This is a genomic window from Hellea balneolensis DSM 19091, assembly GCF_000428525.1.
GTDB lineage: Bacteria > Pseudomonadota > Alphaproteobacteria > Caulobacterales > Maricaulaceae > Hellea > Hellea balneolensis.
Genome location: NZ_AUAC01000007.1, coordinates 109,187 through 124,646 on the forward strand (window position 1 = coordinate 109,187; position 15,460 = coordinate 124,646).

Here is a 15,460-nt window from a genome sequence, read left to right on the forward strand (position 1 = left end):
TAGTCATACGAATTATAAGCTCGGTAGGCTAACGGCTTACCGAGATAATGACGCCTGACTATCAACACCCATTTCCGAGATTAAAATGACATCTGAAAAACGCGATTATCGCGACACGCTCTTCCTCCCAAAGACCGATTTCCCTATGCGGGCTGGCCTGCCCAAGAAAGAGCCGGAATGGCTCGCGCACTGGAACAAAATCGGATTATTTGAACGCCTGCGCGAGCAATCCAAAGGCCGCAAGCAATATATCCTGCATGACGGCCCGCCCTATGCCAATGGCCATATCCATATGGGGACAGCGCTGAATAAAATTCTCAAAGACATCGTCAATCGTTCCCATCAAATGTTGGGCTATGATGCGCATTATGTGCCGGGCTGGGATTGCCATGGCCTGCCGATTGAATGGAAAGTCGAAGAAGAATTTCGCGGTAAAGGCCGCAGCAAGGATGAAGTCAGCGGCCCGGAATTTCGTACGCGCTGCCGCGAATATGCGAGCGAATGGCTCGATGTGCAGCGCGAAGAATTTAAACGCCTCGGCGTCGTCGGTGAATGGGATAATCCCTATAAGACGATGAACTTCCAATCCGAGGCCGATATCTGCGGAGAGCTCCTGAAAATCGCGAAGACAGGGCAGCTCTATCGCGGCTCAAAACCCATCATGTGGAGCCCCGTCGAGCAGACAGCCCTCGCCGAAGCCGAGGTGGAATATGCGGATAGAAAGGCCACGCAGATTTATGTGAAGTTTCCTGTTCGGCCAATGACAGGCACAAAAAGCTTATTACCAGTAACAGCTGATGGGGCGCCAAATATAGTTGATATGACAATGTTTGACGGAGCTTCCGTAGTCATTTGGACTACAACACCTTGGACTATTCCTGCTAACCGCGCTGTAAGTTACGCCTTGAATATCAGATGCGGACTTTATGAAGTCACGGAATTGGAAGAAAGTGACTTCAGCCCGTGGTCGAAAGTTGGAGATAAACTAATTGTAGCGGATAATCTTTGGGAGAATGTTGCTAAAGCTGGTCTGATTAAATCTGCTAAAAGACTGAGGACGGTAAGTTCATATTTTTATGAAGATGCACTTTTAGATCACCCTCTTAAGAGTATGGAGGGCGCTGAAGGGAAATATGACTACCCAGTGCCGATGCTCTGTGGCGACCACGTTACCGCTGATGCGGGTACGGGGTTTGTCCATACCGCGCCGAGCCATGGTGAGGATGACTATGTGGTTTGGATTTCCAATCAGAAAAAGCTCGAAGCGTTGGGCATTGCTCCCGTCGTGCCTATGACGCTCGACGATGCGGGCTGTTATACCGAGGTGATGCCGACCCGTTTCCAAGGGCTGGATGTTATCCGCACGAGCGGTAAGAAACGCGGGCAAGACGGTAAGGCCAATCCCGAAGTCCTCAAAGCGCTTGTCGAATGCGGTAACCTTTTGGCGCGCGGCATGCTCACCCTACGGGATGCTCACTCTTGGCGTTCTAAAGCCCCCGTCATTCGCCGCGCCACGCCGCAATGGTTTATCTCTATGTCCAAAGGCGGACTGCGCGATAAGGCTGTGGCCGAGATTGAAAAGACGAAATTCTGGCCGGATCGCGGACGTAACCGTATCGGCACAATGGTTGCCGACCGTCCCGACTGGCTCATCAGCCGTCAGCGCAATTGGGGCGTGCCTATCACGCTGATGGTTGGCCCCAATGGAGAGCTACACACAGAACGCGACGATGCCGACGCGATTAATACGCGTATCCTCGCCGCCGTTGAAAAGGTAGGCGTCGATGGCTGGTTTGAAACCCCGCTTGAAGACTTTATGCCTGATAGCAATGACGGTTGGAGCAAGGTCACAGATATCCTCGATGTCTGGTTTGACTCGGGCTCGACCCATGCCTTTTGCCTCAAGCGCCGTGACGATTTAAAAGACCGTGCCGACCTCTATCTCGAAGGCTCCGACCAACATCGCGGTTGGTTCCAAAGCTCGCTCCTCGAGAGTTGCGCGGTTTACGGCGAAGCGCCTTATGATGGCGTGCTGACCCACGGCTTCGTTGTCGATGAGAAGGGGCTGAAAATGTCCAAATCGCTCGGCAACACCATGAGCCCCGAAGACATTTCCAAACAATATGGCGCAGAAATCATGCGTATCTGGACGGCCAGTTCCGATTGGGCGAATGACCTAAAAATCGGCCGTGAGATTATCCAAACTAATGTCGATGCTTATCGCAAGCTTCGCAATACGCTGCGCTATATGATTGGCGCGCTAGACGGATATGACGAAGCGGACGCGGTGGACTATAACGATATGCCGGCGCTCGAAAAGTGGGTGCTGCACCGCCTCGCGGAAATCACCACTGAACATGAAGCCGCCGTGCGCAATCACGACCACAAGAAGATTTTCAGCACGCTGTTTAATTTCTGCACCGTGGATCTCTCGGCTTTCTATTTCGATATCCGCAAGGACGCGCTCTATTGCGATCCGCTGAACTCCACACGTCGCCGCGCCTGCCGCACGGTCATCGATGAAGTGTTCCAACGCCTGACAACATGGCTCGCCCCCATCATGTGCTTCACCATGGAAGAAGTCTGGCAAGCGCGCCATCCGAGCGAGGATGGCTCTGTGCATATGGAATTGTTCAGGGACGCGCCAGACGGGTGGCTGAATGCCGACATCGCTGCGAAGATGGAAACGGTACGCGATTTCCGCACCCAAGCCTCAGAAGCGATTGAACCGCTGCGCAAGGACAAGGTTATTAAATCAAGCCTCGAGGCCAGCGTCACTGCGCCCGCTACTGAGGCTCTGACCTCCGCCCTATCGGCCCTCGGCATCACCCGCCAAGAGACTTACGCAAATCCTGCCGACCCGAGTGACACGCTCGCGGATTATCTGATTGTAAGCGAATGTACTCTCTCTGAGAAAGCCGCTGATGTGAGCGTAGCTGACTTGAAAGAAGCAGGATGGACAAAATGCGAACGCAGCTGGAAATATTTCAAACCAAATGCAGCAGTGGGCGAAGGCGAGATCACGCCGAGAGATGCGGCGGCTGTCAAAGCGTTTGAGTCTGGAGCGTAACTCACTTTCTTCGTCATTCCGTCTCACGACAAAGTCGTGGCGGAACCCATGCCTTAACATTTCGTATATCGGCGGATTTGCACTTAGGCGCACCATCAAGTCATGGGTCCACCACTTTTAGCACGCTAAAAAAGTGATACGGAATGACAAATTAAAATAGGGCTTAACTCGCAAAAACGTTATTGTCATTTAATCCCGTTTGTGGCTAACCGCAGATCAAAAGAGGGACTTTCATATGCGTATTCGATTTATCCTTATAATTATAATTGCGCTGCTGCTGACGGCGTGTGGGTCAAAAGATCCCGCGACTCCTGCAAGTACGGCGGCGCTAAAAACTGAATTGGCCGCCTTTGAGAAAGCGCCGCTTTTCAAAACAGCGATTGATTATAATGCCATTCCCCGCGTGAAGGGCTGTGAAGACGAAGTGCCTCGTGATATGAAATATCATAATTGCCGCGATTCTAAACTCATCTATACCCGCGCTCTGGGCACTGCTAATGCCATGAATAAGCCGCTCATGGTCATTTTCGGATTTAATAAATGCCCTTATTGCATCAAGCTCGAGTCAGAAATTATGGACCCGCGTAACCCCTTGCGCAGTCATGATGTAGCGCAATATTTCTCTAAGGCTCAGTTCGATAAATACCAAACCGAAGAAGATTCAGTCAAAATACCCTTTGTCCGTCTCCATGCGCGCTCCGATCACGGCCTCGCTTTGGCCGATGAACTCGGCATAACAGAGATGGCGGAAGAGGCCGGCTGGCACCGCGTCTGGTCACCCTTTGTCGTTTTCGTAAATCCAAAGACAGGCGAGATGACGTCAGAGAGTGAGTGGGAAGCTAAAGAGATTTACTGTGACTGGGCGGCAGGTGTGGCCGTGTCGCTGGAGAAGATTGGTATGGCGGAGGTGGGGGAGCCTGTGACAGAGAGGAAGCGATGTCCTAAAACTTAACTCTCTCTCCCGTCATCCTCGGGCTTGACCCGAGGACCCATCAAACTACTTTAACTATTCATCATATATAAACTCTCCACTCTCGGCATCCAATCTATGCCAATGCGGGTTCGCTTTCTCGATGAGTTCTATCTTCCAAGCGCGCAGCCATTTTTTCATCGTTTTCTCACGCCTGATAGCGGTTGCCATATCCTCATACTCTTCAAAGCAAACGAGCCGAATGACGTTATATCTCGCCGTGAAGCCTGAGAAATGTTTGTTTTCGTGCTGTTCGAGACGACCGGGCAGGTCTGATGTTACGCCAATATAGAGCGTGCCATGAATGCCGGAGGCGAGTATGTATACGCAAGGTCTTATCATAGCTCAGTTTCGCAGGATGGGTCCTCGGGTCAAGCCCGAGGATGACGAGAGCTAGGGAGCACCACCCGGCGCGGCGTAGCCGCTTCGGCCATTCCTTATTTTTTAATTCCGCGGATTAAAAATTCCTAACGGATCACGAGTCGTCCATTTTCAAAGCCGCAATAAACGCTTCCTGCGGAATTTCGACCTTACCGAATTGGCGCATCCGCTTCTTACCTTTTTTCTGCTTATCCAGCAGTTTGCGTTTTCTTGACGCATCGCCGCCATAGCACTTCGCGGTCACGTCTTTGCGCATCGCGGCGATGGTTTCGCGGGCAATGATGCGTCCTCCAATAGCGGCTTGGACAGGGATTTTGAACATGTGTCTTGGGATAAGGTCTTTTAGGCGCTCGCACATTTGGCGGCCGCGAGATTCGGCGTTATTACGGTGGACGAGCATTGAGAGCGCGTCGACGGGATCGCCATTGACGAGGATACTCATCTTGACCAGGTCGCCTTCTTTCAGACCGATGCTTTGATAATCGAAACTGGCATAGCCTTTGGAGACGGATTTTAGGCGGTCATAGAAATCAAAGACGACTTCATTGAGCGGCAATTCATATTCCACCATGGCGCGGGAGCCGACATAAGACAGGCCCGTCTGCACGCCGCGGCGATCTTGGCAGAGTTTTAAGATGCCGCCGAGATAATCATCCGGCGTCATGATGGTGGCTTTAATCCACGGCTCTTTAATGTGCTCAATCTGCATCACGTCAGGCATATCGGCGGGATTGTGAAGCTGTTGCGACTCACCATTGCGCATGTCCAGTGTATAGACAACGGAGGGCGCTGTGGTGATAAGGTCGAGGTCAAATTCTCGTTCCAGACGCTCTTGGATAATTTCCAAATGGAGCAGCCCTAAAAAGCCGCAACGGAAGCCAAAGCCTAGCGCGGCAGAGGTTTCCATCTCATAGCTGAAGCTCGCATCATTGAGGCGCAGACGGCCCATAGCGGCGCGTAAATCTTCGAAATCGGCCGCATCGACTGGGAAGATACCACAAAAGACGACGGGCTGTGCGGGCTTAAAGCCGTCCAGCGCGGTCTCAGTCGGGCGCTTATCTTCGGTAATTGTATCGCCCACAGCGGCGTCGGCGACTTCCTTGATAGAGGCCGTGAGGAAACCCACTTCGCCGGGGCCGATGGAATCTGTGTCGGTCGGTTTAGGTAGGAAATAACCCACCTTATCGACGGTGTAATTCGCGCCGGTATTCATGGTACGGATGCGCATGCCTTTTTTGACAGTGCCTTCGATCACGCGGAAGAGCACCACAACGCCCATATATTGATCATACCACGCATCGACGAGCATGGCTTTTAAGGGCTTAGAGGGGTCGCCTTCTGTGGGAGCGGGGAGCTTGTCGCAAATCGCCTCCAATACCTCTTGAATGCCGATGCCGGATTTGGCGGAGCACTCTATGGCTTCACTGGCATCAATACCGATGACTTCTTCAATTTGAGCGCGCACACGGTCAGGTTCAGCCGCGGGAAGGTCGATTTTATTCAGGACAGGCACGATTTCATGGTCGTGCTCAATCGCTTGATAGACATTGGCGAGCGTTTGTGCTTCCACGCCTTGCGACGCATCCACGACAAGGATCGACCCTTCGCAAGCCGAAAGACTTCGCGACACTTCATAAGCAAAGTCCACATGACCCGGCGTGTCCATCAGGTTTAGAACATAATCTTCGCCGTCTTTGGCTTTATATTCGAGACGCACCGTCTGTGCCTTAATTGTAATGCCGCGCTCTTTTTCAATATCCATATTGTCGAGCACTTGCTCTGACATCTCGCGGTCAGATAGCCCTCCCGTAAAGGAAATCAGCCGGTCGGCTAAAGTCGATTTCCCGTGATCAATATGCGCCACGATGGAAAAGTTACGGATATTTTTTTGCACTGTCATAGCGCTTATTTAAGGGGGATTGCAGGATTAGCAAGCGTGGTTTGCTGCCGCACTAGGCGGCCTTCACGCTTTCCGGCAGACCCTCTTGAATAAGCGCTGCCAAAGCCTTTACTGCTTTGATGCGGGGAAAGCGTTTGCGGTAGGTCAGATAGATTTGGCGTTCGGCTCCCTCATCGGTCAGCTCATGGCTGGACAGGCCGAGTTCTTTGCTCCATCCGCCGCGCATGGCAAGGGCTGGGACAAGGGTGACGCCTTGGCCTGAGGCCACAAGATTTATCAGTGTTTCAAGACTTGTGGCGCGAAGTGACTGACGGCGGCGTTTTTGAACGGGCCGACAAATTGAGAGAGCTTGATCACGGAAACAATGCCCCTCAGTCAATAGCAAGACATCGTCTTCTTTTACGTCTTTCATGCTGGCCTCTTCAAGCTTCCGTAATTCATGACCTTCTGGAAAGAGAAGCCAAAACGGTTCGCTGTAAAGCTCTATTGCGCAGAGGTTATTGTCTTCGGGCGGCGTCGCGAGGATGGCAGCATCAAGCTCTCCTTTAAGTAGGGCCTCATTTAAGCGGTCAGTAATATCCTCGCGATAAGCGACAGATAAATTTGGCATTGCAGTTTGTATTCTGGCGACAAATAAGGGGATGAGATAAGGCGCGATGGTCGGGATAAGGCCGAGCGATAAAGTCCCTGCTAGTGGGTCTTGCGCAGCTGCGGCTGCGGCTTTGATACGCTGCGCAGCATCACGGGCTTCGCGAGCGATTGAAATAATATCCTCGCCAATATCCGTCACCCTTATGCCTTTATGGCTGCGCTCAAACAGGGTCACGCCAAGCTGTTCTTCCAATTTTTTTATTTGCCCTGACAGAGTCGGCTGACTCACATGACACCTCTCCGCCGCCCGCCCAAAATGCTTCAGGTCAGCCACAGCACATATATAATCTAGGTCACGTAAGTTCATTGGAGGAGTCTATGTTTATTATATCATGTATAGATATTGTTTATGCGCTAGGTGGTGCTTTAGCAATGCTACGGCCTACCAATTATCCAACCTTCCTCGTTTAAGACATCTCGTTCTTCGGCCTCTGACAGGTTTTCAGGTCTCATTTTCGAGGCTAACAAACCGTTATTATCCCAGTTTTTAAAGTCCTGACACACCTTCGCGACTTGCTGGGCATCAGGGATGTCATGAGGCATATCTTTCCAACCCTCATGTGAGGAGGGATAAATTTCTGCAAAGACAACGGATTTGTTTAAGTCCTCGGCAAAGCATGTTTGGAAAGGCCAGATTGCGATATGCTTCCCGACATCTGGGTCACGGCGTAGGGTCTCAAGCGCTGCTATGCCCAAAAGTGTTTGGCTTCCGACGGCGCCATTATAAGCGAGTTGCCAAACAGATTTTGCACCTGCAGCGCGTTTTTCGATGAGCCTATATTCTTTTGGCAATTCATAGTCCTGCTTGGGTTTTTTAGGTGATAGATTTTTATAACTGTGTTGATGGGGGTGTCCCCAAAATGGACCCTCTGCTTGTCCTATTCGTTTATTAAATTCATCCGCAACGTGGAACCTATTGCTTCGATTTTTCGGATCGTCCTTAACAAGCTCATGAATGGTCCTCCAAACATCTGCCCAATTTTCTCCTCCAAGAGTTCGCGCTGTTTGCGCTGGATACCCAAACGCAAAGTCAAAACCAATAAGCAAGCGTTCATTCGATTCGAGAGTGGCTGTTATGTGATCCTTGATTACAGAGATAGTTTCAGAACGGGTTGTAATGTTGAAGGGTGGGATATTATAAGTACCAGAGCACCCGCTCACCCATATCGAGTCTTTACCGCGTTTTGGAGAATTTGTTGCTGACCAATCCACAGCCATATATCTGTTAAATAAAGTCATTGGGAAATACTCCGTTAAGGACTAATATTAGTCCATGAATAACACCCCGTCATCACCCTTTCACCGCTTCCAAGGGCGGCGTTTTATTGTTCTTATTGCTGTTTTTGCAGTCTATACATCTTGGTATGTGGGGCCGGGTTTTTTTGGAGATATGCTGCGTATTCCGGGTCATATTTCGCTACAGGAAAAAGGGTTTTACTCCGGAGCTGAGGCGGTTGAAATATTGTCCCGCTTAGATTCAGAGGGTCGAAAGACCAAATTTCTCGCGCTGATTTTTGATGTGCCTTATATGATCCTGCAAGCCTTGGTCTTTGAGGCGGCCATAGCTTTTGGGCTCCGGCATATGGCGCTAAAAAACCCGAAATGGAATCTGCTTTTTATTTTGCCTATAGCTTTTCTTTTGACGGATTTTGCAGAAGACAGCTTTATTGCGCTTACGCTGACAACGGGGTCAACGGTTCTGGGCGCGATTGCCGGCGTTATGACGGCGCTAAAATTTGCTACATTTATTCCCGCAGTTATTGTCTCTTTGATTATGTTGTCGAGCGGCATCTGGGCGTGGTTGCGAGAGACAAAGCGCATTAAAACACAGTAAGGCTAGGCGAATTTTTGTCTTTTATTAACCCTAATTTATGACAGTGTTTTGGGCTTGAACTTTGCATACAAGGACAACACATGCCGCTGACAGTATTAAAACAACTTCCGAAGACCTTTCGTACTATAGGGCTCGGCGCATCCATCGTTGCGCTTTCTGCTTGTGCTACACCTGCTAATAACCCGAACAGTAATAGCGATATTCGCAGCGCGCAAAATCAAAGTCAGTCCAAAGCAAAATCTTATAATGAGAGCGAGCTTGTCTATGCGATCTCGACCCATTTGGGCGTAACGTCAGAGTCGGCCGCCACAGCGATTGAACGCCTTTTCAGAGAGCGCGGCCGTCCTGTTGGCTATATTACAGGCCAAGAAGGCAGCGGCGCAATGATCGTCGGGGCGCGTTACGGTCAAGGCACGCTTTGGATGAAAGATGGCACGACGAAAAAAGTCTATTGGCAAGGTCCGTCTGTAGGTTTTGACGGAGGCGCGGATGTGTCAAAGGTTTTCACCCTTGTTTACGGCCTTGATAATCCCGATTACATTTATCAGCGCTTTCCGGGTGTTGATGGTTCGGCTTATTTGGTTGCGGGTATGGCGATCAATTATCAACGGGCCAATGGCATTACGCTTGCACCTGTGCGTTCCGGTGTCGGCGTTCGCCTCGGCGCAAATGTGAACTACATTTCCATTACCCGTAAACGTTCACTTATTCCGCTTTAGTTTCGGAAATATGCTCAAGCCACCCTTCATATTTTACGAGCCGTCCAAAAACAGGCGCGACCAAATCCACGTGGAAACAAAAGCGTCCGTCCTGAGCGTGCTCAAAAACTTCGCCGCCGGGCGTCAGCGCTTTTGGAAGTGGAATACCAAAAAGGGACCACCCTGTCGTTTTTAGGATCTGCTTTCCATCTTCGACTAATATCGCCAGATAGACCGCAATAGGGCCGAAGCGTTCAATGACGAGGCGACTTTGTTTTCCACGCCCGGCTTCTTGTGTACTGACCATACGCCGTCCATCAAAAAAACGCTCCCAGATTTCTTTTTGACCCTTTTTTGTCAAAACGACCCGCACGGGAATATCTGGTGAAGCTTTGGGAAAGCGCAGAAGTGTAGCGACGATATGGGATAGCGGATTCGCCCCGCGCGTGACCTTGCAGCGCCCTTCAAAGTGTTTTCCTGCGCCAATGCGGTGAAGAGTTTGCAGCGGTTCTGACATGTCATTATAAGCCGGCCCTAATATTTCTTCATAGAGATTTCCCGCTTTGGGGATGTCGTCATGGATGCCATGGGTGATATTTAGGTTTGTGAACTCGCTGTCGTAATCCGCAAGACTTATATCCGTTATTGCCGTTCGTGCGCCTGACGGGATTCCCTCATTGCGGAGCCATTTACGCACCATGATGGCGGCAGGAATGGACGGAATACGCGGCCCGTCATCGCATTCGGCAATCATGTGCCAGCTGCGAGATTGCGTTCTATTAGAGGCGCGGACGAACATGCCGCCGCGATGTTCTCCTGTAGAAACGAGGCTTTGGGTTTTGTGAAACAATCCTGTCAGCCATGCGATATTGGGTAAAAGCTTCAAACGAACCAACCACGCCAAGCCAATCAGAGTGCGGTGCAGAAATTCAGGGCGTGGCCCTGCACTCATCCAGATATTTTGTAAGCTTTCAAAATGGCGCGGGAGCTCTTGCGGGTCAGGGCCTTCAACGACTGAGAAAAGTATATTGGGCAAAGGTTTATGCCCCGGCACACAGATGGTTTCGCGGTGCGTTTCTGTCAGGCCGTGAGTTTTTGTGAATGTGCCACCGCGCAATACGCCAACTCGTTTCTGCCCCGCATATGCCGCGACCGCCGCAATGACGTTGCGCCCCATTACCGCTCGGGGCGAAGGCGCGATACCTGCGCGAATATCGGTAATGCCGTCCATCTTTTTGCTCAGCTCTTTTAAAGCCGCCGCCGTCAAAACGGGATAGGTTGATAGGCCCGACAGGAGTGTAAGACCCCTTTCTTTAGCGGCTTCATCAAAGCTTCGGATATCGGCGACAAAGTTTAAATCATCGGCGAGGTCAAGATAGTGACACCCCTTTGCCAAGGCATATTCAATAACATTGTCACGCTTACCATAATCGTAATTTTGAAAAGGGCCGGACGCGTCAATGATTATGTCGGGTGGCGTATCTATCTGCGCAGCAAGGTCCCCATTGCGGTCGAGCTTTAATGCTTTGAATTTGGCTTTACCTGAGAGGGTGCGGCACGCAGCTTTGGCTTTATCAAAACTCCGTCCCGCTAGGGTGATAATCAATTCGGCTTCATCAGATAATAAATCGGCTATACCGTAACCAAAGGTTCCATAACCGCCTATGATGAGCACATTCATGATTTATATTTAGGAGGCTATACGCGGAATGTAACCCGGCAAATTTGCAAGACTTAACTCCGCAAACGTCCGCCCACTTTCATAACGCTCGCAATAATCTTATCACTTACGGTTTCGATGTCTTTATCGGTTAGTGTCGCGTCTTTCGGGGATAGCGTCACGTCAATCGCGAGTGATTTCTGACCCTCTTCAACGCCTTTGCCCTGATAGACATCGAAGAGCGAGACGTCAGAGATAAGCTGCTTATCCGCGCCTTGGGCCGCTTTTAAAATCGTACCCGCTTGAATATCTTCCGCCACAATAAAAGCGAAATCACGATGGACGGGCATAAAGTCTGAAAGTACGAGGGCCGACTTGGCTTTGCTGGCCTTTTTCTTTTTCGGCGCAGGGATATTTTCAGGCCAGACTTCAAAGGCGACAACGCGGTCTTCAATGCCAAGGGCTTTAAGCACGCGCGGGTGCAACTCACCAAAATCCGCGAGAATGTTCTTAGGCCCCATTTGCAAGCGGCCTGAGCGTCCCGGATGCCAATAGTCCCCTGTGGGTTTTGACATTTGCAGATTCGATATATTCGCGCCCATGGCCTCAAGCGCAGCGAGGGCGTCAGCTTTAGCGCTTAGCGCATCAACGGGACATTCTCCCGCCCAATGGCGCTCAGTCTCTGTGCGGCGCATCCCTGCTAAGGCAAGCGCTTGGTCATTCGGCTCGGTGCCGCGATAGATAGGGCCGAGTTCAAATTGCGCTGCGCGAGGATAACCCTTATCCGCATTTCGTTGACCCGCCAATATCAGGTGGATGAGCGCCGTCGGGCGCATGCAATTCAAATCTGAACTAATCGGATTATCGAGCAGCATTTTATCTTCGCCGCCGCCGAACAGTTTCGCGTGGTCTTGCAGGACAAATGACCACGTGATGGCTTCGGATAATCCGCGCGACGCCAAAGCCCGCCGCGCAAGGCGCGTGCGGTTTTGGGTTAAGGTCGCGGTGGGTTCGCGCCGCCCGGGTAGAGGCGGGAGGCTTACTGCTTCGAGATTATGATAGCCGTGGATACGGGCAATCTCTTCGACAAGGTCTGCACCCTCTGTACAATCGCGCCGCCATGTCGGTACGCCCACTGTCCAAAGCGGGCCATGCTCAACTGTGAAGCCGAGCGCTTCTAATATGCGCGACATTTCATCATCGCCGAGTTTTAGGCTCGTGAGCCGAACGACTTGCATCGGGTCAAATTCGATGGCGGCTGGCGGTGCCGGAATATCGCCTGCCACGACAACTTCGCTGGGCTCACCGCCGCAAATATCTAGGACCATCTTTGTCGCCAAATCCATCCCGCCCAAAAGAAAGCCTGTGTCCACACCACGTTCAAATCTGTATTTGGCATCTGAGTTCACACTAAGGCGTTTGGCCGTGCGGCGAATAGTGAGTGGATCGAAATAAGCGCACTCGATGAGTATATCGGTCGTAACGTCGTCGCAGCCCGTGCTCTCGCCGCCGACAATGCCGCCGAGGCCGAGAATTCCGCTTTCATTGCATATCGCGACGTCATCCGAGGCGGCTTTGTAAGACTTATCATCCAGAGCTTCAAATTCTTCATCTTGTCCCATACGCACCGTAATGCCGCCCTTAAGCTTGGCCACGTCATAAAAATGCAGAGGTCGCGCACGGTCATAAGTGATGAAATTGGTAATATCGACGAGGGCTGATATGGGGCGCAGGCCAATGGCTTTTAATTGGTCTTGCAGCCATTGCGGAGAAGGTCCGTTTTTCACGCCCTTAATGACGCGCCCAATAAAAGCGGGGCAAGCCTCTGGAACGTCTGTTTTAATCTCGACAGGGCAGGAGAAGTTGCCTTTGATGTTTTTAATCGGTTTTGTGATAACTTTACCTAAGCCTACAGCCGCAAGGTCACGGGCGATACTATCTACGCCGAGCCAATCGGGGCGATTAGGCGTCACTTCAAAATCAATCACAGGGTCGTTGAGGCCCAATGCATCAGCCAGCGGCGTGCCCATTTCGAGCGCGCTATCCAAATCCATAATCCCATCAGAATCCTCGCCAAGGTCAAGTTCACTGCCAGAGCACATCATGCCGGAGGACTCCACGCCGCGAATTTTACGGGGTTTTTTATCCAAGCTAAAATCCGCGCCTGGAATATAAGCGCCCATCGGCGCATAGGCGACGGTCATATCCGCCCGCGCATTGGGTGCGCCGCAGACAATTGTTTTCACACCGTCGCGCGTTTCCACGGTGCAGAGTTTTAATTTGTCCGCATCAGGATGTTTTTCAGCGGTCAGGACTTTGGCAACAGAAAAAGCAGCCAATTTCTCAGCTGGGTTTTCGACCTCTTCAACTTCGAGCCCCGCAAGCGTCATGGCTTCGACAACCTCGTCAATGGTAGCTTCAGTCTCGAGGTGGGTTTTAAGCCATGAGAGTGTGAACTTCATATCAGTCTCTAATTACTTTTTTGGCGGGCCGCAGCGCGCTGGTCTATATAAGTTTGAAAGTTGTCTTTTGGAATATCTGTAATACCGCAATCTTTGGCAGGTTGCGGCGCTTTCTTATCCAAAAATTTGACGGTCCAGCAATCATCAAAGACGCTGCAATAACAGACCGACACATCGACCCCGTCCATGGGTGTGCCCCATTGACCACGCAGATATGCCGTAAGCTCAGACCCCGGTGATCCCATGCTGAAAGATATGGGCGTTACGCTATCTCCCGCACGTAAATATCCTGCAGCCGGCTTTTCTGTAAGCCTTGCCCAACCCCGCAAGCGCGGCGTCATGATGGCATCTTCAAAGGCTTTATAACCCGTTACGGGCTCACCTTTTTGCAAGACGGACACGCTTTGGATATTTGCAAGGCCAGTCCCGAAGTTATTCAACGTTATTTCAAAATGGGGCTGCACATCCCCGCGGGCGGTGGCTTTGGTTAAGTACCCTAAATCAATATCAATAATCGGTAAAACCCGCGCCTTTTGCGTTTCCTGATTCATCTTAAACGTCGCGCGAGAGGTGAGTATGCCCACAAAAGAAATTAAAAGCGCACAAAGACCCGTCATCAAGCCAATATCAATCCGCTTGAGAAGCGATTTTGAAGGTGATGACATTTGATTATCATCCGTAGCTCCGGGTGGTACAGCCATTAGCTTAGACCTGTCGCCAAATTCGCCTGCAAGAGCGGATTAAATCCGTAATGCGCTAACCACCGACTATCCCCTGCAAACATATCGCGCAGGTCTGGCATGCCGTATTTTAACATAGCTAATCTGTCCACGCCCATGCCAAAGGCGAAGCCTTGATACTGCTCTGGGTCAACACCGCAGGCGCGAAGAACATTGGGATGCACCATTCCGCAGCCCAGTATTTCCATCCATTTTTCGCCTTCGCCAATTTTTATGGACGCGCCGTCTCGTTCATAGCGCACATCCATTTCGGCTGAGGGTTCTGTAAAGGGGAAGTGATGCGGCCGAAATTGCACGTCCACCTCAGTCTCGAAAAAGGCGCTGACAAAATCCATGAGCACACCTTTGAGGTGACCCATATGGATGCCCTTATCAATGACGAGACCTTCGACCTGATGGAACATAGGTGTGTGGGTTTGGTCAGAGTCACAGCGGTAAGTCCGGCCCGGCGCAATGATACGAATAGGCGGCTTTTCATTGATCATCGTGCGAATTTGCACAGGCGATGTGTGGGTGCGCAGAACCTTTTTCTCTTCACCTTCAGGCGCTGTCATGAAGAACGTATCGTGCATATCACGTGCAGGGTGTCCGGGCGGGAAGTTCAAAGCTGTGAAATTATGGAAATCGTCCTCAATATCAGGGCCTTCAGCGACGGAAAATCCCATATCGGAGAAGATAACAGCCATTTCTTCCATGACTTGCTGCACAGGATGAAGTGTGCCAGCAGGTGCACCAACAGGAAGCGACATATCCATAGTCTCGCTAGCCAAGGCCGCGTCAAGCGCAGCATTTTCGAGGTTCTCTTTTTTAGCCTCGATCATAGCAGCTATGTCTTTTTTTAGGCCGTTAAGCGCGGGACCCATGACTTTTTTCTCGTCAATGGACATCTTGCCAAGGCCTTGCATCATCTTGCCAATTTCACCCTTTTTCCCAAGGGCGGCAACACGGATATCATCAAGCGTACGGAGATCGTTCGTCGAGTCAATCTGGGCGGCATATTTATCTTTGACAGCGGAAATATCGCTCATGGAAGTGTCCCGTAAAGAGGCGTTAAATTTTCACGTCTTTTACGCCTCTTTTGCGGGGCGTCAACA

The 15,460-nt window shown here is 51.0% G+C and carries 12 protein-coding genes; 4 read left to right on the forward strand and 8 right to left on the reverse strand.

Annotated elements, in window-relative coordinates; translation table 11 throughout:
* Positions 1 to 85 precede the first annotated feature (85 nt).
* Both ileS and F569_RS0112350 read left to right on the forward strand, forming a co-directional pair.
* Entirely contained in the window at positions 86 to 3,070 is a 2,985-nt protein-coding gene (gene ileS, locus F569_RS0112345) for an isoleucine--tRNA ligase (RefSeq protein ID WP_026942450.1), read from the forward strand.
* A gap of 235 nt (positions 3,071 to 3,305) precedes the next feature.
* A complete protein-coding gene (locus F569_RS0112350; protein ID WP_026942451.1) occupies positions 3,306 to 4,022 on the forward strand; it encodes a thioredoxin domain-containing protein in 717 nt (238 codons plus the stop codon).
* Between the two features lie 54 nt (positions 4,023 to 4,076).
* Here the strand turns inward: F569_RS0112350 and F569_RS0112355 are convergent, their stop codons facing one another.
* From F569_RS0112355 to F569_RS17945, 4 genes are all read right to left on the reverse strand, one after another.
* Positions 4,077 to 4,382, reverse strand: a complete 306-nt coding sequence (locus tag F569_RS0112355; protein ID WP_026942452.1) for a GIY-YIG nuclease family protein — start codon at positions 4,380 to 4,382, stop codon at positions 4,077 to 4,079.
* A 133-nt stretch (positions 4,383 to 4,515) separates the two neighbouring features.
* Positions 4,516 to 6,321 carry a translation elongation factor 4 gene (gene lepA, locus F569_RS0112360; protein WP_026942453.1) on the reverse strand — a complete coding sequence of 602 codons (1,806 nt, stop codon included), beginning with the start codon at positions 6,319 to 6,321 and terminating at the stop codon, positions 4,516 to 4,518.
* A 52-nt stretch (positions 6,322 to 6,373) separates the two neighbouring features.
* Positions 6,374 to 7,279 (reverse strand): hydrogen peroxide-inducible genes activator, encoded by a 906-nt coding sequence (locus tag F569_RS0112365; protein WP_026942454.1) that lies wholly within the window; start codon positions 7,277 to 7,279, stop codon positions 6,374 to 6,376.
* Between the two features lie 68 nt (positions 7,280 to 7,347).
* The gene (locus F569_RS17945) at positions 7,348 to 8,211 is read right to left on the reverse strand and encodes a hypothetical protein (RefSeq protein WP_051279860.1); all 864 of its coding nucleotides are present in this window, start codon (positions 8,209 to 8,211) and stop codon (positions 7,348 to 7,350) included.
* A 34-nt stretch (positions 8,212 to 8,245) separates the two neighbouring features.
* On the opposite strand from F569_RS17945, the gene F569_RS0112375 reads away from it, so the two are divergent.
* On the forward strand, positions 8,246 to 8,806 hold the full coding sequence (locus F569_RS0112375) for a hypothetical protein (protein ID WP_026942455.1): 561 nt from the start codon (positions 8,246 to 8,248) through the stop codon (positions 8,804 to 8,806).
* Positions 8,807 to 8,886: 80 nt separating this feature from the next.
* A complete protein-coding gene (locus tag F569_RS0112380; protein ID WP_051279861.1) occupies positions 8,887 to 9,525 on the forward strand; it encodes a DUF1134 domain-containing protein in 639 nt (212 codons plus the stop codon).
* On the opposite strand, the gene F569_RS0112385 is transcribed toward F569_RS0112380, so the two are convergent.
* From F569_RS0112385 to pheS, 4 genes are read right to left on the reverse strand one after another with little or no spacing between them, the layout of a single operon-like run.
* On the reverse strand, positions 9,512 to 11,185 hold the full coding sequence (locus F569_RS0112385) for an SDR family oxidoreductase (RefSeq protein ID WP_026942457.1): 1,674 nt from the start codon (positions 11,183 to 11,185) through the stop codon (positions 9,512 to 9,514). The genes F569_RS0112380 and F569_RS0112385 overlap by 14 nt on opposite strands.
* 53 nt (positions 11,186 to 11,238) lie before the next feature.
* A complete protein-coding gene (gene pheT / locus F569_RS0112390; protein ID WP_026942458.1) occupies positions 11,239 to 13,626 on the reverse strand; it encodes a phenylalanine--tRNA ligase subunit beta in 2,388 nt (795 codons plus the stop codon).
* Positions 13,627 to 13,634: 8 nt separating this feature from the next.
* Positions 13,635 to 14,327 carry a hypothetical protein gene (locus tag F569_RS0112395; RefSeq protein WP_026942459.1) on the reverse strand — a complete coding sequence of 231 codons (693 nt, stop codon included), beginning with the start codon at positions 14,325 to 14,327 and terminating at the stop codon, positions 13,635 to 13,637.
* Entirely contained in the window at positions 14,327 to 15,394 is a 1,068-nt protein-coding gene (pheS, locus tag F569_RS0112400) for a phenylalanine--tRNA ligase subunit alpha (RefSeq protein WP_026942460.1), read from the reverse strand. Before pheS ends, F569_RS0112395 begins: the two co-directional genes overlap by 1 nt.
* Positions 15,395 to 15,460: the final 66 nt, after the last annotated feature.